Consider the following 21,074-nt stretch of genomic DNA (forward strand, 5'->3'; position numbering starts at 1 on the left):
AGGAGACAGATCATGAAGTCAGGTTTTATTCCCCATGCAACCCTTTTGAGCCTGCTGCTCAGCGGTCACGTCCTGGCCGACGAAGACTGCACCGACCCGGTGAGCGACTGGCAACCCCGTGAAACCTTGCGTCTGCAAGTCGAGCGGCAATACGGCTGGAACGTGCAACGCATCAAGGTTGACGACGGCTGTTACGAGCTCAAGGGGTTGGATCGAAAAGGCAACGCCATCGAAGCCAGCTACTCACCGGCCTCGCTGCGCCTGCGCACCCTAGAGATCCATTTCCGCGACGATGGCGATGCCAACGACTACCTCCGCAGCCCGATCACCGAATGACGCCTCACCTCTCGATGAGTTTTTCCTGCGCTTCAGGTTGCTGTCAGCAAGCAGGTCCAGGCTCTCGACCTAACGATCAGAAGGAGACACTCATGAAGAAGATCATCGCAGCCACCTGCCTCGCCGGCACCATTGCCCTGCCGGGATTGGCCCATGCCCGTGAAGTGACGCTGACCACCCAGCTCAAGGACTACAGCGGCAATGATGCCTACCTGGCGATCTACGTGACCGACGCCAATGGCCAATACCAGAAAACCCTCTGGGTGGCCGGCAAAAAGGCCAAGTACTACAAGCACCTGGGAGACTGGGCCCGTGGTAGCGGAATGAACCGCACCGAGTTTGATGGGGTCAGCGGTGCCAGCGTCGGCAGTGGGCGCACGCTCAAAGTCAGCGTCGAGCTGGCAGATACCCTGATCGATGCCGGGTACCAGATCCGCATCGACAGTGCCGTAGAAGACAAACGTGACGCCCGCGCCGATGTCAGCGTGCCGCTCACGTCCAAGGGCGCGGGCCAGCCAGTGGCCGGCAGCACCTATGTCGAGTCGTTTACTTACGATCTGTAGCACCTGCCCTTTCCGGAGGCTGAACATGCTTCGCCAGTCCCATTCCCTGCCCGGTCTGATCGCGGCCCTGTTGGTCATGCTGTTGGCCATCAGCGGCGCGATCCTGTCGGTCGACCCGGCGCTGGAACGCTTGCACAGTACCACCACCGCGACCGGACAACTCAACGTCGGCCAACTGGCCGGACGTGTTGCCAATCACTTCCCGGGCGTAGAGCAGATCCAGCGTACAGCGTCCGGGACAGTCATCGTCTACTACAACCGGAACGGTCAGGCCGGGGCTGAAACGGTCGATCCGCTGACCGGCGAAGGCCTGGCACCCTATGCACCCTCCGCGTTCACGCGCTGGGTGAAAGAGCTGCACCGCTCGATGTTCTTCGGCTCGCCAGGCCACGGGGTGTCGGGGGTCGGCGCGCTGTTCATGCTGATGCTGTCGGTGTCTGGCGCGCTATTGCTCGCCCGACGCCTGGGGGGTTGGCACAACGTGCTGCGGCCACTGCGGGGCACCTTCAGCCAGCGCTGGCATGCTGAGGTCGGCCGACTGGCCTTGCTCGGGCTGCTGCTGTCGGCGTTGAGCGGGCTCTATATGTCTGCCACCACCTTCGGCTTTATCGCTGACGGCAGTCAGAGTGAGCCCGCCTTCCCCGCCCACGTCAGTAACGGCCCGGCCTTGCCGGTGGCGAGCCTTCAAGCCTTGCAGGCCACCGACCTCAATGAGCTGCGCGAACTGGTCTACCCCAGCCCCGGCAACCCGAAGGATATGTTTTCCTTGCGCACGATCCAGGGCGACGGCTACGTGGATCAGGTCAGCGGTGCCTTGCTGTCCTATCAGCCCCACGACTCGATGCATCATCTTTATGAATTGATTTACCAGATGCACACCGGCGAGGGCCTGTGGTGGCTGGGCCTACCCCTGGGACTCTGCGCCCTCTGCGTACCATTGATGAGCGTGACCGGCATACTGTTGTGGTGGCGCCGCCGCAAGGCTGGCCCGAAGATCCGCCACAACGCCCCGGCCCACTCTGCCGACAGCGTGATTCTGGTGGGCAGTGAAAACAACAGCACCTGGGGCTTTGCCAACACCTTGCACGCCGCCTTGCACCTGGCCGGACACCGGGTGCATAGCGCGACCATGAATCAGTACGCCAACGGCTACAGCAACGCCCAGCGGGTGCTCATCCTGACGGCGACCCACGGTGACGGCGACGCGCCAGCCTCGGCCTCGCAGTTCCTGGCGCGGCTGGCCAAAGCCGGTCTCAAGCCCGGACTGCCCTTTGCTGTGCTGGGCTTCGGTGATCGGCAGTTCCCGCAGTTCTGCCAGTTCGCCCATCAGGTGCACGACGCCATGTTGCAAGCCGGTGGCGCGCCGTTACTGGGGTTGGAAACCGTCAACCGCCAGTCCTCTCAGGAATTTACGCGCTGGGGCCACGCGCTGGGCGAAGTGCTCCAGCATGACCTGGCACTGATCCATGCCCCGCAGCGGCCACAGACTCACCCATTGCAGCTGACCGAGCGCATTGTCTACGGCGAACAGGTGAACGCCCCCACCCACGTCTTGCGCTTCAAAGCGTCCAGCGAGTTGCCGGACTTCCTGGCCGGTGACTTGGTCGCGATAGTGCCCCCGGGCAGCCAGACCCCGCGTTTCTATTCACTGGCCAGCGGCTCGCAGGACGGCGTGCTGGAAATCTGCGTGCGCAAACACAACGGTGGCGTGTGCTCGGAGTTTCTTCACGGCCTGGACATTGGTGCGTCGATCGAAGCGTTTATCCAGCCAAACCCGCAATTTCGTCCGGCGTCGGGCACGCACCCGGTGATCCTGATCGGCGCCGGTACCGGCATCGGCCCCTTGGCCGGTTTCATCCGCAACAACACGGCCCGCCACCCGATGCATTTGTATTGGGGTGGACGCAACCCGGCCTCGGACTTTCTCTATGAGCCGCAGCTCAACCAGTACCTGGCCGACCGCCGCCTGACGGCACTGCGCGCCGCCTTTTCTCAGGTTCAGGACCGCAGCTACGTGCAAGACCGACTGATCAGCGATGCCCTGGCCCTGCGTCGACTGATTGAGAAAGGCGCCCAGGTGCTGGTGTGTGGCAGCCGCGAGATGGCCAAAGGCGTGATGCAAGCCCTCGATGAAGTATTGGCGCCTCTCAATCTGGATGTTCTGACCCTCAAGGCACAAGGACGCTACCGTGAAGACGTCTACTGAGTTGCTGCGCTTCAGCCTGAGCGGCGAAACCATGGGCGCCCGCTACACCGCCCTGTTCTACGCCGGGGCCGGGATCGACACCGACGAAGTGGCACGTCACCTAGCCTGTGCCGTAGCCCGGGTGGACCAGCAAATGTCCACCTGGAAACCCGACTCGGACCTCAACCGCCTCAACGCGGCGCCCGAGCAGCAATGGATTGCCGTGCCACAGGAACTGGCAACAGTGTTGTCTGCGGCACTGCGTGTGAGTCAGCAATCCGGTGGTGCCTTCGACGTCGCGGTGGGTGACTTGGTTAATGCCTGGGGATTCGGCCCCGGAGAACAGACAGTCACAGAGCAGACGCTCGCTACAGTGCCTCCCCCCCGGCTATCAGCCAGCGCCGCGTTGGTGGTTGATCCTTTACGCAAACAGGTGCGCAAACGCGCACCGCTGCAGCTTGATCTGAATGGCATCGCCAAAGGATTTGGCGTCGATGAACTGGCCCGTTGCCTGGACGGTTTTGGTATCACTCGCTACCTCGTCGGCATCGACGGCGAGATGCGCGCCCGGGGCGTCAAACCCGACGGTCAGTGCTGGGTCGTGGCGGTGGAAAAACCTGAACGGGGCGTGCGTGAAGTCATGGGTGTGATGGAACTGGGCGATGCCGCAATCGCGACCTCCGGGGACTACCGACACTGGGTCGACGTGGCCGGTCAAGCCTATGCCCATACCATGAATCCGGCCACCGGCGCGCCGCTGTGCAACAGGCTCGCCGCTGTCACCGTGGTGGCCGCTTCGTGCATGCTCGCTGACGCCTGGGCCACAGCGCTGATGGTGTTGGGTGAAACCGAAGGGCCACGTCTGGCTCAGGAACGCGGGATGGATGCGTTGTTCGTGCTGCGCGACGAACAGCGATTCAAGGAAATATCCATTGTCGGCGGTCGGTTGCAGGCGCAGATTGAAACCCGTCCGATGTGAAACGCTTTGTCGGATCGCTGTTCGCAATGGTGGCTCATGAGGCGTACGTTCTCTTGTCGCCAACGCTCAATGAAACTTTACCCAGCCAGCAACCGCCAGCATTGCCAAACAGATCCAGCGTGAGAAAAGCCAACGCCACACGAGCATCCGCGGAACAAATCCCACACCTCTCACAAAAGCCACACTCATGGCTGCGAACAATGCAGTCGCCAGAGCATGGTCCGGCCTGCCGTCGGGAGCAGCCATCATGGGAGGATAGAGCGTACATGCAAGCATGATTGCTATAGCGATAACCAGACTCGGCAAACGAATCTGTGAGATCGGTTGTGGGTCAGCGACACGCGGCATCATGGCCGTGCCTCCTCGTTGTCACTCGAGGCTCGGCCGACTTCGTTCTCGCCCCACATCGCATTGAGAATAGCCAGTAGCAACGCAAAACCGACACCCAGCATCCAGGCGAAGTACCACATGTTCATGACTCCTTTGCCGGCATTAATAGGCCGAATGTTCGTTGGCTTTGATCTGCGCGATGGTTACCTTGCCCCGCATGACGCGGTAAGCCCAAGAGGTATAAAGCACAATCAGTGGCATGAAGATCAGCGTGGCCCAGAACATGATGGCCAGGCTCAAGTGACTGGAGACGCTGTCCCACACCGTAAGACTCGCTGCAGGCATCGTGGATGACGGCATAACAAACGGAAACATCGATATACCCGCCGTGCTGATAACACCGATGACCGCGAGCGATGATGCGATAAACGCTGAAAGTGTATGCCGCCCCCTCAACAACAAAGCGGCACCTGCTGCGCCACTCAACCCCAGCGCGGGCAGTAACCACAGCAAAGGATAATGGCCATAGTTGGCCATCCAGGCTCCAGCTTCGCGTACCACGGATTTGCCGAGAATGTCAGGTAATCCCGCCGTATCGACCACCGACGTGATGCGATAGCCATCAATCCATTGCAGCCAGATGCCGGCAGCTATAAAGGTACAGACCAGCACGACCGCTGCACCCACCGCGCCTTTGATTGCCCTTGCCTGGATAGCGCCCTCAGTGCGATGTGCCAGATAAGCACCACCTTGCAGGGTAATCATTGCGCTGCTCACAACGCCGGTAAGCAATGCGAAGGGATTGAGCAGTTGCCAGAAATTGCCGGTATACGTCGACACCAGAAAATTGTCGAAGTGGAAAGGTACACCTTGCAGCAGGTTTCCAAACGCAATCCCGAACACCAAGGGTGGCACGGCCCCTCCCACGAAGAGTCCCCAATCCCAGGTGCTACGCCAGGTGGAGTTGTGGATCTTGCTGCGGTAGTCAAAACCCACGGGGCGGAAGAACAACGCCCAGAGGACCAGAATCATCGCCCAATAGAAACCGCTGAACGCTGTGGCATACACCACAGGCCATGCCGCGAACAATGCGCCGCCCGCAGTGATGAACCATACCTGGTTGCCGTCCCAATGCGGACCGACGGTGTTGATGATGACGCGACGCTCCATGTCATTGCGGCCAACAAAAGGCAACAAGGTGCCAACCCCCATATCGTGGCCATCCATGATGGCGAAGCCGATCAGCAGCACACCGACCAGCGCCCACCAGATAATTTTCAGCGTGAAGTAATCAAGCATGGATGAGTTCCTTCAAATGGGCATCGTGAACGTAACGACCGGTACCCAGGCTGCCTGGACCTTGACGGGCAAACTTGACCATCAGGAACACTTCAACCACTAGCAACACGGTGTAGAAAACGATGAATCCCGCCAGCGAGCCATAGAGGTTGTTGACGCTGAGCGTGGATACGCTCATGTGGGTTGGCAGCACGCCGTAGATGGTCCAAGGCTGGCGGCCGTATTCAGCGACGAACCAGCCAAGCTCACAGGCAATCCATGGCGCAGGCAGCATGCAGAGCGCCCAACGCAGTAACCAGCGGCGGCGCGTACAGGTCGATTTCAGGGTGCTCCAGAAGGCCAGTCCGAAGAGCATAAGCATGGCAAAACCGAGACATACCATGATCCTGAACGCCCAGAACATCGGCGTCACGCGCGGCACCGTATCGTTTACAGCCTTTTCGATAATGGCCGGCGTGGCCTGGTTGACGTCCTCGACATACTTCTTGAGCAACAGGCCGAAGCCCAGATCGGCCTGGTATTTCTCGAATGTATTGAGCGCTGCTGAATCGGTGCGATTGGCCCTGACGGCTTCAAGAGCATTGACGGCGGTAATGCCTCGCAGAATTCGAGCGCGGTTCTTTTCTTTAATCTCGTGAATGCCTGGAATCTGCTTGCTGACTGATCGTGTGCCAATGAGTCCCATCAACCAAGGCACTTCGACTTCCCAGTTATTTTTGGACTCGGCTTCATTGATACTGGCCACCAACGTCAGGCCTGCCGGTGCAGGCTTGGTTTCCCACATGGCCTCCATGGCAGCCATTTTTGTTTGCTGTGCCTCACCCACCGTGTAACCAGACTCATCACCCAGTACGATCACACTCAGCACCGATGCCAGGCCAAAGGCTGCCGCCACCCGGAAGCTGCGTTTGGCAAACTCGACATCACGATTCTTGAGCAAATACCAACTGGAAATCGACAGCACAAACATCGAGCCAGTGACGTAACCGGCTGAGACGGTGTGTACGAACTTGGCCTGCGCCACTGGATTGAAAACCACCGCCCAGAAATCAACCACCTCCATGCGCATGGTGATGTAACTGAATTCTGAACCCACCGGGTTCTGCATCCATCCATTGGCGATCAAAATCCACAACGCTGAAAGGTTTGTGCCAATCGCCATCAGCAACGTGACCAGTAAATGGTGCTCTTTCTTCAGACGATCCCAACCAAAGAAGAACAGACCGATCATGGTCGACTCAAGAAAGAACGCCATCAAGCCTTCGATTGCCAGCGGGGCTCCGAAAATATCGCCGACGTAATGCGAGTAGTACGCCCAGTTGGTACCGAACTGAAATTCCAGAGTGATGCCCGTGGTCACCCCCAAGGCAAAGTTGATACCGAACAGCTTGCCCCAGAAACGTGTCATGTCTTTCCAGATGACATTACCGGTCATCACATAGACACTTTCCATGATGACCAGCAGCCAAACCATGCCAACGGTGAGCGGTACAAAAAGAAAATGGTAAAGCGCGGTGGCTGCAAACTGCAGCCGAGACAAATCCACCAGGTGTTCTGAAATCACTTGCTTGCCCCTTGAGTCGTGGTGGGTACGCCGAACCTGTCGCCGATAGTGTTCGAGTCGACGCTAACGCGCGAATCCCGGATGAACAGCCACCACAACACTGTCAGCACCAGTAGTTTGATCACTACTGCCGTGAGCAGATGGCGTCGCAGTCGTTTGTCGGGAATGGTCATGACTATGCAGATAGCACAGGGCATGCCAAGGGCAAGGGGTTGGATTTTATCTTTTTAAAACAGTCAGTTAATCACTAGACCGGTGATACGCGAGATGCCTCGGCAGGGCTAGTACACTGCCAATCTGCCAGGGCTGGCAGTCATTGGCAGTCTTGAGCTTGAACACTCGTTACTAGGCCAGACCTTGCTCTTTCAATCGTCGGTACAACGTCCGTTCGCTAATACCCAGGTGCCTGGCCAGCTCACTGCGAGTACCTTTGAAAGTTGCCAGTTCCTGTGTCAGCGAGTTGCCGTCGAGAGCAGTTGAAGGAGCGGACTGAGCAGACGCCGCCACGGATACCGAGGGCAAATGTACGGAGCGGATCACCCCATCGTCAGCAAACAGACTGGCTCTTTCCAGAACGTTGCGTAATTCACGAATATTGCCGGGCCAGGCGTACCGCTGCAATTGCATCAAAGCATCTGCATCTATCGTCAGTCGGCGCTTGCCTGTACCGGCACGTTGCAGAAATGAATTTACAAGCAGACCAATGTCTTCCACTCGGTTACGCAAGGGCGGTAGTTGAATTGGAAAGGCGCTGATGCGGTAGTACAGGTCCTGTCTGAACTCCCCCTTCTCCATCATCTTTTCCAATGGTTTGTGGGTCGCAGCAATTAACCTGAAATTGGCATGAAGGGTTTCGACACTCCCGACACGGCGATAAGTGCCCGACTCGATCAGGCGCAACAACTTCACTTGCATCGCCAGTGGAACATCGCCAATTTCATCGAGGAACAATGTGCCGCCTTGGGCAGTTTCAACCAGGCCAGGCTTACGCGTGGTGGCACCGGTGAATGCTCCTTTTTCATGGCCGAACAGTTCGCTCTCGAATAACGTTTCGGTCAATCCAGAGCAATCAACGACGACAAAGGGTCCAGTGGCCCGCTCGCTGGTTTCATGTACGGCGCGGGCAAACAGCTCTTTGCCCGTACCGGATTCGCCCAGCAACAGCACTGGCAGCATTGATGGTGCCACCCGCTGCAGCTCCGACAGGGCACGGTTGAAGGCGAGTGAGCAGCCGACAAGCCCCTCATTGCTGGGTCGTGCATAGGCACTGCGGACCAGGGTGAGACGCTCCACGTAGGCAGTAATAACACCGTGCTCATCCAGAATCGGACGCAACTCGACGTCGACATGCTCAGGCCCGCGAGGCGTATGGTGAATGTGCAGGACACGATCCGGTCCGCGCATTTCCTGCGCTTTCTTCATCGGGCAATTCTCACCCGCCTGATCACAAGGTACGTCGTAATGGTGTGAGATTTGATAACACTTATGACCGATAAAGGGTTTGTCAGCGCTGCCAAACTGCCGTTGATAGGCCGTGTTGGCAGCCAGGATGTTGTAGTCCGGATCGAGCACGATCATTGGCTGGGGTTCGTGCTCAAGGAACGAAACCAGTGACTGCACTTGTTCCGAGTGCGGCAGCGATTGGGTTGGTGTGGGCAGGATAGTTTTCATCGTGGCTCCAGAGAGTCACCCCATCCTGTAGTGGCACTGCCACCTCTGTCAACACGGACTGCCAATGGCAGTAAATCCACGTGAAAATGGAAAGAATCAAACCATCCCAATCAAAATAAAAATAAATAAAATCATGTAGATAAATCAAAACCTACAAGAAAACCCTGCCTGGCAGATTTATTGCTGTGTCAGTCCTTAGTGTGAGCGGCTTGGTAAAAGCCCCCTAAGGAGACAGATCATGAGCATAAAACTTCACGTCGAAGGATTCTTCGATTCTGCCACCCATACCGTCAGCTATCTGGTATTGGATGAGACCACCCACCACTGCGCGGTGATCGACAGCGTACTTGATTACGATCCCAAGTCCGGCCATACCGCCACAACGTCTGCCGACAAATTGATTGCGAGAGTGAACGAACTCAATGCGAGGGTCGACTGGATCCTTGAGACCCACGTCCATGCGGACCACCTGACGGCCGCGCCATACCTGAAGGAAAAGCTCGGTGGAAAAATAGGAATCGGTAGCCAGATTTCGACGGTGCAGGAAGTGTTCGGCACGCTGTTCAATACCGGTCGCGGCATGGCCCGCGACGGAAGCCAGTTCGATCACCTATTCGTTGATGACGAACCGTTTGCCATTGGCACGCTGCAATGCCATGCGCTCCATACACCGGGCCATACACCAGCCTGCATGACTTATTTGATCAGCGATGGGACCGAAACGGCCGCATTCGTCGGCGATACCCTGTTTATGCCGGACTACGGTACTGCACGCTGTGACTTTCCCGGGGGCAACGCGCGTACGTTATTCCATTCAATCAACAAGGTGCTGAGTCTGCCGGCCAACACCTTGTTGTACATGTGCCACGACTACCAGCCTGGTGGTCGCGAAGTGCAGTTCGTCAGTACCGTTGCCGACCAGCGCGCCCACAACGTCCATGTGCGTAATGGCATCAGTGAGGAGGAGTTCGTGGCGATGCGCACCAAGCGTGATGCGTCGATGGACATGCCAACACTGATCCTGCCATCCGTTCAGGTCAACATGCGCGCCGGGCACTTGCCTGAGCCTGAGGCGAACGGGACGCGCTACCTGAAAATCCCGCTCAACGCCGCCTGACGTTGCCCCTCCCCCTAAAAAATCAGAAGAAAAATACCCTTGACGGAGACCCTTATGGACATTCGTTGCCTTGCACCTGGACTGTCGGTATCAGAACAGATTTTTCCCAATCAATTGGCAGAACTGAAAGACGCCGGTTTTCGCGCCATCGTGTGTAACCGTCCCGATGGCGAAGGAGGCGACCAACCCCTATTTGCCGAAATCAAACGAGCCGCCCAAGCCCTTGGCCTCGAGGCGCACTACCTTCCCGCGGAATCAGGCAAAGTCACCGACGAGCAAGCTATCGCCTTCGGCAAGCTCCTTGAAACACTGCCAAAACCGGTGTTGGCCTATTGCCGTTCCGGTATGCGCTCGACAACGATGTGGGCGCTGTCACAAGCGGGGCAACAATCCCTGCCCCACATCGTCGAGACCGCCAAAAAAGCCGGGTTCGATATGAAAGGCGTCATTCGCAGGATTGTGAATCAGGGGCGCACGCCGGTCGAAGTCGCTGAGGCGCAGCACACTGTGGTCATCATCGGGGGCGGTGCGGCAGGTATTGCGGCGGCATCCAGCTTGCTGGCACGTGCCCCAGGACTCGACGTTGCCATCATCGACCCGGCAGATGTGCACTACTATCAGCCTGGCTGGACACTTGTCGGCTGTGGCGTCTTCGATGCGCCCCAAACTGCCCGCACGATGGGTACGACCATCCCCCGCGGTGTGCATTGGATCAAGTCGGCGGTCGCCGCTTTTGAACCCGAAAGAAATGCCGTCATTCTTGATGGATGCAGAGTCGTCAAATATGAGCAACTGATCGTCTGCCCTGGCCTGAAGCTCAATTGGCATGCAATCGAGGGGTTGTCGGACACCCTGGGTCGCAACGGCGTGACTTCAAACTACCTGTATCACCTTGCGCCTTATACGTGGGAACTCGTGCAGCAACTGAATGGTGGACGAGCCATCTTCACGCAACCGCCCATGCCAATCAAATGTGCCGGGGCGCCGCAAAAAGCCATGTACCTGTCTGCCGATCATTGGAAGCGTACCGGTGTATTGGATAACATCGAGATCGAGTTTTGCAGCGCCGGCGCGGTGCTGTTCGGCGTTCCCGACTATGTGCCTGCATTGATGGAATACGTCGCGGCCTATGGCATCGACCTGAACTTCGGCAACACCCTCACCAGCGTAAATGGACCCGCACGGACTGCAACGTTCAACTGTGTCAATCCGGATGGCAGCGCCCATCTTGTTAAGCGCGACTTTGATCTCCTGCATGTGGTGCCGCCACAGATTGCGCCGGATTTCGTTCGGATCAGCCCTCTCGCAGACGCGGCTGGCTGGATTGATGTCGACGCTGCCACTCTGCGTCATAAAACCTGGGCAAATATTCACGCACTGGGAGACGCCACCAACTCCAGCAACGCGAAAACCGCGGCAGCAGCACGTAAACAGGCACCAGTCGTTGCCCATAATGTGTTGGCAGCAATGGGGAAAGCGAAAGGCAGCGCCCATTACGACGGGTACGGCTCCTGCCCGCTGACGGTTGAACGCGGCAAGATCGTACTGGCTGAATTCACCTATGGCGGCAAGGTTGCCCCCAGTTTTCCATCCTGGCTGATTGACGGTACCCGGCCATCGAGGCTGGCATGGCTGCTCAAAGAGCGGATTCTTCCACCGCTGTATTGGAAGGGAATGCTCAAGGGCCATGAGTGGATGGCGAAACCTGAGATGGCTGATTTATGAAATCAGGACTGAAGGCAAGGAGACTGGGATGATCGTGGTCTTGCTGCTCGGGCTTACCGTAGGAATCATTCTGGCGCTGACCGGCGCTGGCGGAGGAATACTGGCCGTTCCACTACTGGTGTTCGGCGTCGGGTTGAGCATGGCCGAGGCGGGCCCCATTGGCTTACTGGCTGTCGGTTTAGCTGCGACCCTGGGTGCCGTGATGGGACTCAAGAACGGCACCGTCCGCTATAAAGCGGCGCTGTTGGTGGCAGGCGCGGGGATCGTCTGTTCTCCCCTTGGTCTTTGGCTGGCGCAGCGCACACCTAATCGCCCGTTGACGATCATGTTTGCCTTCGTGCTGATGTACGTTGCGTTTCGGGTCTATCGACGATCCCTCGCGCCCTCCACTGAGTCGAAGCCCTTCGTCACATCCAAACCACCACCTTGTCTGTTGGACGTCAACCGAGGAAAGCTCAACTGGACCGGTCCGTGTGCATGGGCACTCACCGTCTCCGGCATTGTCGCGGGGGGATTGTCTGGATTGCTCGGCGTGGGCGGAGGCTTTGTGATGGTGCCGGCGCTCCAGCGATACACCAATTTGACCCCGCAGTCAGTGCTCGCAACGTCTCTGGCCGTGATCGCGCTGGTTTCGATTTCCGGTGTTGCCGCAAGCTCGGCAGCCGGCCACCTGCAGTGGGCAGTGGCCATTCCGTTTTCCATCGGAGCATTGGCTGGAATGGTGTGCGGACGCCTGATCGCGGCCCGGCTAGCGGGTCCATACTTACAGAAAGGCTTCGCCGTAGTTTCCGTGGTAGTTGCGGTGGCGTTGCTGGTGAAGGCGATTTAGTCATGTGCATAAGCCGCCGTCACGCAAAGCAGGTGTTCTATCGCATCCGGAGCCCCGCAGCATTGGTTGTCATCCAGAACCTCTATCAACAGTTTCGCGCCGGAGAATCCTCATGAATGTCGACTGGCTCAACTTCACACCCTGGTCGTCCCTTGCCGGAGGCGCATTGATTGGCCTGGCCGCCAGTCTATTTGTCGTTGCCAATGGACGTATCGCAGGCATCAGCGGTCTGATCGGCAGCCTTTTGCAGCGCGGGAGCGAGGGGGTGAGTGAGAAAGCTCTTTTTCTCCTGGGCCTGCTCATCGCGCCGCTTATCTGGAGCTTGTTCGCCACGCTGCCACAGATCGAGTTCAAAAGTGGCTGGTTCGGACTGGCCGTCGCCGGTGTATTGGTGGGCATTGGCACACGATACGGGTCAGGTTGCACCAGTGGCCATGGGGTATGCGGCCTATCGCGCCTTTCGCCGCGATCGATGGTCGCCACTGTTTGTTTCATGTTCAGTGGTTTCGCCACAGTGTTTGTCCTGCGTCATCTGCTGGAGGGGTGGACATGATCAAACTGACCGCATTCATTGCTGGCCTGCTGTTCGGCTTGGGTCTGCTTCTGGCAGGCATGGCCAACCCGAGCAAAGTACTCGCTTTCCTGGATCTGGCTGGTGCCTGGGATCCGTCCTTGGCGTTGGTCATGATCGGGGCCATTGGCACAGCCGTTGGCCCGCTAACCTGGGCGCGACAACACACCAGTTCGCTGCTGGGAAGGCCCATGCAGCTACCGATCAAACGTGAATTGGACCGGCGCTTGATTGGCGGGAGCCTGTTGTTCGGCATTGGCTGGGGAATAGCGGGCATCTGCCCTGGCCCCGCAGTCGCAATTCTGCTGACTGGACGCTGGCAGATAATTGTATTCATGTTGGCCATGCTGGCCGGCATGTTGTTGTTTACCGCGCTGGAGACCCGGCGCAGCCATTGATCGGGAGATCGCCATGAAAGCAAACATCGGAACCATTGACCGTGGCCTGCGTATCGTCGTCGGTCTGCTTCTCATTGGCCTCAGTCTATCCGGTGTGATCGGCGTATGGGGCTGGATAGGTTTAGTGCCGCTGGCAACCGGCATTTTCCGTTTCTGCCCCCTCTACGCGTTGCTAGGCATCAAAACCTGTAACCGTCGCTGAACGAAAACCGTTGCACATCAGGTACGCAGCGCTGATCACGGTTCCTTACAAACCGTTGGCAGATCAGCACTGCATTCGTGTATCGAAAAGAGAATTCCATCATGAAATCCCATGTAGAAGCTTTTTTTGACTCCGCTACGTATACCTACAGCTATGTTGTCAGTGACCCAACTACAGGCCGCTGCGCCGTTATCGACTCTGTGCTCGATTACGCCCCCGCATCAGGTCGCACCTCCTGCAAAAGCGCGGAACGTTTAATTACCTATGTGCGCAAGCAGACGCTTACGGTGGATTGGTTACTGGAGACCCATGTACATGCGGACCATCTATCCGCGGCTCAGTATCTAAAGCGCGAGTTGGGCGGCCAACTGGCCATCGGCGATCAGGTCAGCGTGATTCAGAATACTTTTGGTAAGTTGTTCAACGTCGGCAGCGAGTTTGCCACCGATGGTCGTCAATTCGACCGGCTGCTGAAAGACGGTGAGCGCTTTTGGGTCGGAGGAATCGAAGCGCACGCCATCCATACGCCGGGACATACACCGGCCTGCATGACCTATCTAATCGGAGATGCTGGCTTTGTCGGCGACACACTGTTCATGCCTGATTACGGCACGGCCCGATGCGACTTTCCCGGCGGCGATGCGCGAAAACTCTTCCAGTCCATTCAAAAGTTGTTCAAGTTGCCCGACGATACCCGTTTGTTCATGTGCCACGACTACAAGGCCCCGGGTCGAGATGACTACCGCAATGAAACCACCATTGCTGAGCAACGTGCCCACAATATTCATGTGCATGAGGGCACGGGAGAAGCGGATTTCGTAGCTATGCGCCAAGCGCGGGACGCTACGTTGGGCATGCCGACACTTATCCTGCCATCCGTGCAAGTGAACATGCGAGCAGGTCATCTGCCTCCACCTGAAAGCAATGGCACTTGTTACCTGAAAATCCCTCTCAATGTGCTCTGAGAGGTTCGCCCGATGATTGATTCGCTCAGTGCTCAACCAGACGTGGTCATTATCGGCGGGGGGCAATCAGCCCTGGCTACAGCGTATTTTCTGCGCCGCACACCTCTTTCGTTCATCATCCTCGACGCAGAGAATGAACCGGGAGGTGCCTGGCGGCATGGCTGGAACTCGTTGCGTCTATTCTCGCCTGCCACCTGGAGTTCGATACCTGGCTGGATGATGCCCCCCACGCAAGATGGCTACCCTTCACGAAATCATGTGATCGAATACCTCACCCAATACGAACAGCGCTACCATTTCCCGGTGAAGCGTCCGGTTCGGGTCACTTCTGTTGAGCGAACGGAAACTGGCCTGCGGGTACATTCTGACGACAAGCATTGGGATACCAAGGTTGTTGTCAGCGCTACAGGCACCTGGAGCAATCCTTACGTTCCCCACTACCCCAATGCCGAGCTATTCGCCGGTCGGCAGTTGCATTCCGCCCACTATGTCGAAGCACAAGCATTCGCGGGCAAGAAGGTGTTGGTGGTAGGAGGCGGTAATTCAGGGGCACAGATTCTGGCCGAAGTCTCAAAAGTCGCCGAGACCACATGGGTCACTCCCGTTGAACCAATATTCCTGCCTGACGATGTGGATGGACGGGTCCTGTTCGAGCGAGCAACCGAGCGTTGGAAAGCCCAACTGGAGGGGCGTCTCATTGAGCAGCCAGTGGGTGGGCTAGGCGATATTGTCATGGTTGCGCCAGTTGTCGAGGCCCGAGAGCGCAACGTCCTCAAGTCGGTACGACCTTTCAAAAGCTTCACTCGCAACGGAGTTATCTGGGCCGATGGTTCTGAATCTGCGGTAGACGCGGTGATTTGGTGCACCGGATTCAGGCCGGCCTTACAGCACCTGGATTCACTGGGAGTGGTCAACGCCGAAGGCCGCGTTGAAGTCGAAGGCACCCACTCGACCAGAGAGTCAAGGCTATGGCTTGTCGGCTACGGCGAATGGACAGGTTCGGCCTCCGCCACACTGATCGGCGTGACACGAACAGCACGCAGCACAGTCAGTGACATCGTGGCGTTTCTCGTTGATTAGGCCGTCTGAGGGTGGTCGGGACGGAGTGATTCAAACACCTGAGCCCTAGCACCCTATGCTTGAAGGGGTTTATGGCAGCAGTTATAGACATTATGGTAACTCTCCAAAAAGGTCAGCCGTCTATCTGTCTTGGCCCATACAAGTGACGTAAACTCCGCGTCTCAAGATTCAGGACAGCGTGCGTCATGCTTTTCACTTCGTTCGAATTCATATTCGCGTTCCTACCGGTTGCATTTCTGGGTTTTTTTCTGCTCGCACGTTTCTGGGGGCGAGAAGCTGCGGCGATATGGTTGGCAGCGGCATCTTTGTTTTTCTACGGATGGTGGAGCACGACCTATATTGCTCTCTTGCTATCTTCCATCCTGTTTAACTACTGCATTGGGTATCTGATCTGCAAAAATCAGGAAGCAAACATACACGTAGCCAAAACAGCCTTATACGTGGGAATAGTCAGTAACCTGGCCTTGCTTTGCTACTACAAGTACACAAACTTTTTCCTTGGAGAAATCAGCAGACTCACAGGTGCCCACATCCCCTCCCTGAGCTTGATTCTGCCGTTAGGCATTTCGTTTTTCACATTTACACAAATTGCTTTTTTAGTAGATACATGGAAAGGCAAAGCGAAAGAATACAACTTTTCGCACTACATACTGTTTGTAACTTGGTTCCCCCACTTGATAGCCGGTCCGATTCTGCATCACGGACAAATGATGCCCCAGTTCAAAGACCCGGCAATTTACAAACCCAACTCAAGAAACATAGCAATAGGGATCGCCTTATTCGCCGTAGGCCTTGGAAAAAAACTTTTACTTGCAGACCCGATCAGCACCTATGCGGATCCACTATTCCACGCAGCGGCTACTGGACAGGCAATCGGAACAATGGTCGCGTGGGCAGGCGCAATGGCATACACCCTGCAAATCTATTTCGACTTCTCTGGCTACTCCGACATGGCTGTGGGGCTCTCCTTGCTTTTCGGAATACGCTTACCTGTAAACTTTAACTCGCCATACAAAGCCAAGAGCATCATTGAGTTCTGGCGACGCTGGCATATGACGCTATCTCAATTTTTGAGAGACTACCTTTACATCCCATTAGGTGGAAACCGTAAAGGTGAAATTCGTCGCCTCGTGAATTTGTCGCTTACTATGCTACTCGGTGGTCTATGGCACGGTGCGAGTTGGACTTTTATCATTTGGGGAGGGCTCCATGGCGCATACCTATGTGCTAACCATATCTTCCAAAAACTGCCTCGTTCATACTTATCGGAGTTGATTCCTCGATTCGCAACCAATGCGATTTGCGTGGTAATGACATTCGCTGCAGTCATTTTTGCCTGGGTTTTCTTTCGCGCAGAAAACATCCATTCTGCCATCGCGATAGCTCATGCGATGCTAGGTTCTGAACAAGCTGTCTCCTGGGATTCTATTTTCAAAAATCTCAGCTTTATCACCTATGCAAGCTATTTTCTTGTGTCGATGTTTATCATTTGGGCGCTACCTAATATCTATGAGGTCATTGATCTGTTAGAAAATCGAGTTGCCGTTAACGATCAAGAAGGTCAGAGGATAAGCTCCACAGTATGCGTAGCTGCGGCGATGACCTGCGTGGCAATTGTGGTGACCAGCCTGCTTTCCACATTTGGAAACAACACTATCAGCCCTTTTCTGTATTTTCAATTTTGACTATGAACTTGTATAGAAAATTCGTCTTGACAGCGGCCTTAAGCCTAGCCGCTTGCATAGTGGCTTATATTGCACTTTTCTTTTACCAGTTCGGAGCGCCAATCGCATCGGGTTATGACGCCGCCAACTGGATAACTTATAAAGAGCTTGTAGGGAACAACACCGAAGGTAAACGCCTGTTGCTGTTTGGAGATTCAAGCACGGTCTTCGGAGTAAATAGCAAAACCCTGTCAGAAAAGCTCGGCGTCCCTGTTGCCAACTTAGCATTGCATGGAAACCTTCCATTAGACGCCATCACGGAATCAGCCATCAAAAATTCTCGCGCAGGTGACACTGTCGTCCTGGCACCTGTGTGGATATATTATCTCAATGATTACAGAGTCCCCAAGGATTGGATTCTGCGAGAAATGGTTGCATGGTACAGCGATTATTTCTATGGCCTTCCTTTAAAAACAAAATTGAAATATATTTCGGCAATAGATGTCAAAACGCTTTCCGTGAATGTGGATGCAAAATTTCGCAGAGTCGCCATACTGCAAGAATTTCCAAACCGCAGGGCGCTCACAGCCCAAGAAGTTAAAGATCAACACGCTAAAATAGACTGGACCGTCCCGCAACCGTTTTCATACACATTCTTGAACATGAACGAGTATGGGGATATGCAAGGAGCATGTGGTAACCAGCCTGGCGCTACAATAGCCAGCGTTCCAGTCGCCCTGGAACCTAAAGTAAACCCTCAAGTCTTGAAGCTTTTGAAACAAACCGCCCAGAGACTCAACGATAAAGGTGTGAATTTCTATATCATGCCGAGTGTTACAGTTGAGGACGAGCGCTCTGTGCAGCAGTGGTACCACCTAGCGCTGGGAAGTATCATGGACCAAATCAGAAAAGCGGGAATACCAGCCGTGGGTACGCCAGAAGACTTCTTCTTTCCAAAAACAAGCTTTTATGACACGTCTTTCCATATAAACTGCGAATCAACTCCAGAGCGCACATCGAGAATATATAACATCCTCAAGGACGTCTTACATAAAGACACATAACTTTCAGTTTTATCACTGTCTGTCAGGATCTTTCAGGCGTTTGGTAAGGCAAGAGCCCTCATGACTTGCCTTACACTTTAGATATATTGCCATTAGACGTTTACCATTCCCAGGGCATGGGACTTTCTTAGGTAAATGTGATACCCCAAGATCAGCGCCGTCTTCGCGTCACTCACGCATTTCGGCGCTGCCGGCATCGTGGTTGCGTAATAGCGTGTAGCGCCGCCGGTTGGCGCCGGACAGATACGACTGATTCGGATCGCCCTTGTTCCTTCCGCCGAATACCGGTTGAGCCCCGGCCAGATCACACCCCGATGTGGACGAAACCGCGGCCTATAACCGCCCACCTGCATAAGGCATGAAACAGAGCAAAGTGAGCAAGCGAGACAATTACTTCGCAGTGATGAACCCATCACAGAGACCGTCCAGCAACCCTTGGCCGCCTTTTGAGTTGAAGAATTCAGTCGACTGCTTCACCTCCATTTCGTACATGGGGTTTGTAGCGACATCACGGATGTGTTTCGCCATCTCGTCAGTTATGTCCGCTTTCTGTTCTGTCAGGAACTTTTCTAAAGTGATACCTGCTTCTGGATGTTTTTTTGCGCATGCTTGGGTGGATGCGACAGCCATAACCGCAATGGTGTGGTCTGTGACGACGTCCGTGGCAGCCGGAGCTGGAACGGCATAAGCAAGGGCAATCACCGCGATGGCTGCACCACTGCGAACTTTACTTAGAAACATTCAGATCTCCAGATCTCAAGTATTTGGCATTAATGCCAAGACGTATCGGTCAAGCTCGCTGGTTCTTTAGCGATTTGGCCGCGCACCTCCGACGCCACCCGAATGCACTTTCCGCCACGCCCAACGGCGCCGGAACTACTTGAATCCAGCGGGTGGCAAGCCGGTCACAACCGGACAGTGAACATCGCGCTTCAGCGGGTCATCAGGGTGTTGGACCTTTGCGCGCGCAAGTGGCGCGATGAGGAGCGCCGGCCATTACTGAACGTGGTGCCGATGATTTCCCTGCTGGACGAGAAGACGAACAGCCGAAAGCCCTACCCGCTTTCATGGGAAGAGCCGTCGATCCTGTTCACGGAGCTTCCGGCGCACCTTCAGACCATGGCGATGTTCAAGGTCAACACCGGATACCGGAGCAAGAGGTCTGCGGGCTTCAGTGGAACTGGGAGATTGCGTGCCAGCCTGGCATGAAAAACCGAGACGAGCGTCTGGCCGTGATGAACGACGTTGCCAAGTCAGTGATCGAGAAGCAGCGCGGCAAGCATCCGCCCTACGTGTTTCAGTTTGGCAAGCCTGATGGCGAAGGGAATGAAACAACAGTTCACCGCATGAACGACTCTGCCTGGAAAAAGGCTCGGGTTCGGGCTGCGAAGAAGTGGCAGAAGAAAATTCTTGCGGCCGGCTCATGACGGCTTTGCCAGGATCCGCATTCACGACTTGAAGCACACCTTTGGGAAGATTGCGTGCTGCTGGTGTGACTGAGGAAGATCGGAAAGCACTGCTCGGCCACAAGAACGGAAGCCTCGCCAGTCACTACTCAGCGACGGAACCGGATCAGCTCATTGCGGCGGCAAATAAGGTATCAGCAACGGACTCCGGGAGCCGATGTTGACGATTCTGAAGAGGAAGGCAGGATGAAGTCCCGAAAAACTCCCCACCAATGAAAAAGCCCAACTGGCTAGAGTTGGGCTAAGTCATTGAAAAATATGGTCGGGACGGAGTGATTCGAACACTCGACCCCTAGCACCCCATGCTAGTGCGCTACCGGACTGCGCTACGCCCCGACTAGGCGTGAATCTTGTTCCGCGTCTCAGCGGAACGCTCAGGAATATAACGCAAGCTTTTGAAAACTGGAAGTATTTAAAAGCAGAATTTTATTTCTTGAGCACCACCAGCACATCTTCAAGCTCGGCGATCATCTGGCGGATCATCTGTTTGTACTGGGTGGTATCGTCTTTGGCCTCGTCACCGGAGAGGCGCAGGCGCGCGCCGCCGATGGTGAAGCCCTGGTCGTACAGCAGCGCGCGGATCTGCCGGATCATCAACACGTCTTGTCGTTGATAGTACCGGCGGTTTCCGCGGCGCTTGACCGGGTTGAGTTGAGGAAACTCCTGCTCCCAATAGCGCAGCACGTGTGGTTTTACCGCACACAGCTCGCTGACTTCACCAATGGTGAAGTAGCGTTTGCCCGGGATGACGGGTAGCTCGTCGTTATGACTTGGTTCCAGCATAAGCCTCAACTCGGGCCTTCAACTTCTGCCCTGGACGAAAGGTGACCACACGGCGAGCCGTGATCGGGATTTCTTCTCCCGTTTTCGGATTGCGGCCAGGCCGCTGGCGTTTGTCCCGAAGGTCGAAATTGCCGAAACCGGACAATTTGACCTGCTCGTTGTCTTCGAGAGCGTGCCTGATTTCTTCGAAAAACAGTTCGACCAATTCTTTGGCCTCCCGTTTATTCAGGCCCAGCTCCTCATACAGACGTTCCGCCATCTCAGCTTTCGTCAGAGCCCCCAT

23 protein-coding genes, 1 tRNA gene and 1 pseudogene are annotated in these 21,074 nt (G+C 55.9%); 15 read left to right on the forward strand and 10 right to left on the reverse strand.

Features of this window, described 5'->3' with window-relative positions:
* Nucleotides 1–12: 12 nt before the first annotated feature.
* From PCOSP_RS19235 to PCOSP_RS19250, 4 genes are all read left to right on the forward strand, one after another.
* A complete protein-coding gene (locus tag PCOSP_RS19235; protein ID WP_139643911.1) occupies nucleotides 13–336 on the forward strand; it encodes a PepSY domain-containing protein in 324 nt (107 codons plus the stop codon).
* Between the two features lie 92 nt (nucleotides 337–428).
* Nucleotides 429–899, forward strand: coding sequence for a DUF2271 domain-containing protein (locus PCOSP_RS19240; protein WP_175362059.1), 471 nt, complete (start codon nucleotides 429–431; stop codon nucleotides 897–899).
* A gap of 25 nt (nucleotides 900–924) precedes the next feature.
* Entirely contained in the window at nucleotides 925–3,105 is a 2,181-nt protein-coding gene (locus PCOSP_RS19245; protein ID WP_464709320.1) for a PepSY domain-containing protein, read from the forward strand.
* Nucleotides 3,089–4,063, forward strand: a complete 975-nt coding sequence (locus tag PCOSP_RS19250) for an FAD:protein FMN transferase (RefSeq protein ID WP_464709322.1) — start codon at nucleotides 3,089–3,091, stop codon at nucleotides 4,061–4,063. Before PCOSP_RS19245 ends, PCOSP_RS19250 begins: the two co-directional genes overlap by 17 nt.
* Before the next feature lie 66 nt (nucleotides 4,064–4,129).
* On the opposite strand, the gene PCOSP_RS19255 is transcribed toward PCOSP_RS19250, so the two are convergent.
* The 6 genes from PCOSP_RS19255 to PCOSP_RS19280 all read right to left on the reverse strand — a co-directional run bounded on the left by PCOSP_RS19255 (nucleotide 4,130) and on the right by PCOSP_RS19280 (nucleotide 8,927).
* Nucleotides 4,130–4,414, reverse strand: a complete 285-nt coding sequence (locus PCOSP_RS19255) for a cyd operon YbgE family protein (RefSeq protein ID WP_139643920.1) — start codon at nucleotides 4,412–4,414, stop codon at nucleotides 4,130–4,132.
* Nucleotides 4,411–4,533: a cytochrome bd-I oxidase subunit CydX gene (gene cydX, locus PCOSP_RS19260; RefSeq protein WP_139643924.1), complete on the reverse strand. Its 123-nt coding sequence runs from the start codon at nucleotides 4,531–4,533 to the stop codon at nucleotides 4,411–4,413. Before cydX ends, PCOSP_RS19255 begins: the two co-directional genes overlap by 4 nt.
* 22 nt (nucleotides 4,534–4,555) lie before the next feature.
* Nucleotides 4,556–5,692, reverse strand: coding sequence for a cytochrome d ubiquinol oxidase subunit II (gene cydB, locus PCOSP_RS19265; RefSeq protein ID WP_464709323.1), 1,137 nt, complete (start codon nucleotides 5,690–5,692; stop codon nucleotides 4,556–4,558).
* Nucleotides 5,685–7,256 (reverse strand): cytochrome ubiquinol oxidase subunit I, encoded by a 1,572-nt coding sequence (locus PCOSP_RS19270; protein WP_464709324.1) that lies wholly within the window; start codon nucleotides 7,254–7,256, stop codon nucleotides 5,685–5,687. The genes cydB and PCOSP_RS19270 overlap by 8 nt, the downstream gene beginning before the upstream one ends.
* The gene (gene cydP / locus PCOSP_RS19275; protein ID WP_464709325.1) at nucleotides 7,253–7,453 is read right to left on the reverse strand and encodes a cytochrome oxidase putative small subunit CydP; all 201 of its coding nucleotides are present in this window, start codon (nucleotides 7,451–7,453) and stop codon (nucleotides 7,253–7,255) included. Before cydP ends, PCOSP_RS19270 begins: the two co-directional genes overlap by 4 nt.
* Nucleotides 7,454–7,601: 148 nt before the next feature.
* A complete protein-coding gene (locus PCOSP_RS19280; protein ID WP_464709326.1) occupies nucleotides 7,602–8,927 on the reverse strand; it encodes a sigma-54 interaction domain-containing protein in 1,326 nt (441 codons plus the stop codon).
* 238 nt (nucleotides 8,928–9,165) lie between these two features.
* On the opposite strand from PCOSP_RS19280, the gene PCOSP_RS19285 reads away from it, so the two are divergent.
* The 10 genes from PCOSP_RS19285 (at nucleotide 9,166) to PCOSP_RS19330 (ending at nucleotide 18,542) form a co-directional block, all read left to right on the forward strand.
* Complete coding sequence (locus tag PCOSP_RS19285; RefSeq protein ID WP_139643935.1) at nucleotides 9,166–10,044, forward strand: MBL fold metallo-hydrolase; 879 nt, start codon at nucleotides 9,166–9,168, stop codon at nucleotides 10,042–10,044.
* A gap of 54 nt (nucleotides 10,045–10,098) precedes the next feature.
* Entirely contained in the window at nucleotides 10,099–11,769 is a 1,671-nt protein-coding gene (locus PCOSP_RS19290) for a bifunctional protein tyrosine phosphatase family protein/NAD(P)/FAD-dependent oxidoreductase (RefSeq protein ID WP_464709327.1), read from the forward strand.
* 28 nt (nucleotides 11,770–11,797) lie between these two features.
* The gene (locus tag PCOSP_RS19295) at nucleotides 11,798–12,598 is read left to right on the forward strand and encodes a sulfite exporter TauE/SafE family protein (protein WP_139643942.1); all 801 of its coding nucleotides are present in this window, start codon (nucleotides 11,798–11,800) and stop codon (nucleotides 12,596–12,598) included.
* Between the two features lie 112 nt (nucleotides 12,599–12,710).
* A complete protein-coding gene (locus tag PCOSP_RS19300; protein ID WP_139643945.1) occupies nucleotides 12,711–13,151 on the forward strand; it encodes a YeeE/YedE family protein in 441 nt (146 codons plus the stop codon).
* The gene (locus PCOSP_RS19305) at nucleotides 13,148–13,567 is read left to right on the forward strand and encodes a DUF6691 family protein (protein WP_139643948.1); all 420 of its coding nucleotides are present in this window, start codon (nucleotides 13,148–13,150) and stop codon (nucleotides 13,565–13,567) included. The genes PCOSP_RS19300 and PCOSP_RS19305 overlap by 4 nt, the downstream gene beginning before the upstream one ends.
* Nucleotides 13,568–13,580: 13 nt before the next feature.
* Entirely contained in the window at nucleotides 13,581–13,769 is a 189-nt protein-coding gene (locus tag PCOSP_RS19310) for a YgaP family membrane protein (RefSeq protein WP_464709329.1), read from the forward strand.
* A 101-nt stretch (nucleotides 13,770–13,870) separates the two neighbouring features.
* Complete coding sequence (locus PCOSP_RS19315; protein WP_464709330.1) at nucleotides 13,871–14,734, forward strand: MBL fold metallo-hydrolase; 864 nt, start codon at nucleotides 13,871–13,873, stop codon at nucleotides 14,732–14,734.
* 12 nt (nucleotides 14,735–14,746) lie between these two features.
* Entirely contained in the window at nucleotides 14,747–15,814 is a 1,068-nt protein-coding gene (locus PCOSP_RS19320; protein WP_464709332.1) for an ArsO family NAD(P)H-dependent flavin-containing monooxygenase, read from the forward strand.
* Nucleotides 15,815–15,999: 185 nt separating this feature from the next.
* Complete coding sequence (locus PCOSP_RS19325) at nucleotides 16,000–17,499, forward strand: MBOAT family O-acyltransferase (RefSeq protein ID WP_464709333.1); 1,500 nt, start codon at nucleotides 16,000–16,002, stop codon at nucleotides 17,497–17,499.
* A 26-nt stretch (nucleotides 17,500–17,525) separates the two neighbouring features.
* On the forward strand, nucleotides 17,526–18,542 hold the full coding sequence (locus PCOSP_RS19330; protein ID WP_464709334.1) for a hypothetical protein: 1,017 nt from the start codon (nucleotides 17,526–17,528) through the stop codon (nucleotides 18,540–18,542).
* A gap of 390 nt (nucleotides 18,543–18,932) precedes the next feature.
* On the opposite strand, the gene PCOSP_RS19335 is transcribed toward PCOSP_RS19330, so the two are convergent.
* Nucleotides 18,933–19,283 carry a hypothetical protein gene (locus PCOSP_RS19335; RefSeq protein WP_139643963.1) on the reverse strand — a complete coding sequence of 117 codons (351 nt, stop codon included), beginning with the start codon at nucleotides 19,281–19,283 and terminating at the stop codon, nucleotides 18,933–18,935.
* Nucleotides 19,284–19,451: 168 nt separating this feature from the next.
* Between PCOSP_RS19335 and PCOSP_RS19340 the strand changes: the two are divergent.
* A pseudogene (locus PCOSP_RS19340) lies at nucleotides 19,452–20,198 on the forward strand (tyrosine-type recombinase/integrase); the annotation flags it as partial.
* Nucleotides 20,199–20,267: 69 nt separating this feature from the next.
* Here PCOSP_RS19340 and PCOSP_RS19345 read toward each other — a convergent pair.
* From PCOSP_RS19345 to ihfA, 3 genes are all read right to left on the reverse strand, one after another.
* A tRNA-Pro gene (locus tag PCOSP_RS19345) sits at nucleotides 20,268–20,344 on the reverse strand.
* A 90-nt stretch (nucleotides 20,345–20,434) separates the two neighbouring features.
* Nucleotides 20,435–20,791, reverse strand: coding sequence for a MerR family transcriptional regulator (locus PCOSP_RS19350; protein WP_003179985.1), 357 nt, complete (start codon nucleotides 20,789–20,791; stop codon nucleotides 20,435–20,437).
* The gene (gene ihfA / locus PCOSP_RS19355) at nucleotides 20,772–21,074 is read right to left on the reverse strand and encodes an integration host factor subunit alpha (RefSeq protein ID WP_002553164.1); all 303 of its coding nucleotides are present in this window, start codon (nucleotides 21,072–21,074) and stop codon (nucleotides 20,772–20,774) included. The genes PCOSP_RS19350 and ihfA overlap by 20 nt, the downstream gene beginning before the upstream one ends.

Source organism: Pseudomonas sp. MAFF 730105 (genome assembly GCF_055380705.1).

Bases quoted from the DNA above. Each gene is read 5' to 3' on its own strand.
- PCOSP_RS19235 (WP_139643911.1), top strand. From the start codon at position 13: ATGAAGTCAGGTTTTATTCCCCATGCAACCCTTTTGAGCCTGCTGCTC.
- PCOSP_RS19240 (WP_175362059.1), top strand. From the start codon at position 429: ATGAAGAAGATCATCGCAGCCACCTGCCTCGCCGGCACCATTGCCCTG.
- PCOSP_RS19245 (WP_464709320.1), top strand. From the start codon at position 925: ATGCTTCGCCAGTCCCATTCCCTGCCCGGTCTGATCGCGGCCCTGTTG.
- PCOSP_RS19255 (WP_139643920.1), bottom strand. From the start codon at position 4,414: ATGATGCCGCGTGTCGCTGACCCACAACCGATCTCACAGATTCGTTTG.
- cydX (WP_139643924.1), bottom strand. From the start codon at position 4,533: ATGTGGTACTTCGCCTGGATGCTGGGTGTCGGTTTTGCGTTGCTACTG.
- cydB (WP_464709323.1), bottom strand. From the start codon at position 5,692: ATGCTTGATTACTTCACGCTGAAAATTATCTGGTGGGCGCTGGTCGGT.
- cydP (WP_464709325.1), bottom strand. From the start codon at position 7,453: ATGCCCTGTGCTATCTGCATAGTCATGACCATTCCCGACAAACGACTG.
- PCOSP_RS19280 (WP_464709326.1), bottom strand. From the start codon at position 8,927: ATGAAAACTATCCTGCCCACACCAACCCAATCGCTGCCGCACTCGGAA.
- PCOSP_RS19285 (WP_139643935.1), top strand. From the start codon at position 9,166: ATGAGCATAAAACTTCACGTCGAAGGATTCTTCGATTCTGCCACCCAT.
- PCOSP_RS19290 (WP_464709327.1), top strand. From the start codon at position 10,099: ATGGACATTCGTTGCCTTGCACCTGGACTGTCGGTATCAGAACAGATT.
- PCOSP_RS19295 (WP_139643942.1), top strand. From the start codon at position 11,798: ATGATCGTGGTCTTGCTGCTCGGGCTTACCGTAGGAATCATTCTGGCG.
- PCOSP_RS19300 (WP_139643945.1), top strand. From the start codon at position 12,711: ATGAATGTCGACTGGCTCAACTTCACACCCTGGTCGTCCCTTGCCGGA.
- PCOSP_RS19305 (WP_139643948.1), top strand. From the start codon at position 13,148: ATGATCAAACTGACCGCATTCATTGCTGGCCTGCTGTTCGGCTTGGGT.
- PCOSP_RS19310 (WP_464709329.1), top strand. From the start codon at position 13,581: ATGAAAGCAAACATCGGAACCATTGACCGTGGCCTGCGTATCGTCGTC.
- PCOSP_RS19315 (WP_464709330.1), top strand. From the start codon at position 13,871: ATGAAATCCCATGTAGAAGCTTTTTTTGACTCCGCTACGTATACCTAC.
- PCOSP_RS19320 (WP_464709332.1), top strand. From the start codon at position 14,747: ATGATTGATTCGCTCAGTGCTCAACCAGACGTGGTCATTATCGGCGGG.
- PCOSP_RS19325 (WP_464709333.1), top strand. From the start codon at position 16,000: ATGCTTTTCACTTCGTTCGAATTCATATTCGCGTTCCTACCGGTTGCA.
- PCOSP_RS19335 (WP_139643963.1), bottom strand. From the start codon at position 19,283: ATGTTTCTAAGTAAAGTTCGCAGTGGTGCAGCCATCGCGGTGATTGCC.
- PCOSP_RS19350 (WP_003179985.1), bottom strand. From the start codon at position 20,791: ATGCTGGAACCAAGTCATAACGACGAGCTACCCGTCATCCCGGGCAAA.
- ihfA (WP_002553164.1), bottom strand. From the start codon at position 21,074: ATGGGGGCTCTGACGAAAGCTGAGATGGCGGAACGTCTGTATGAGGAG.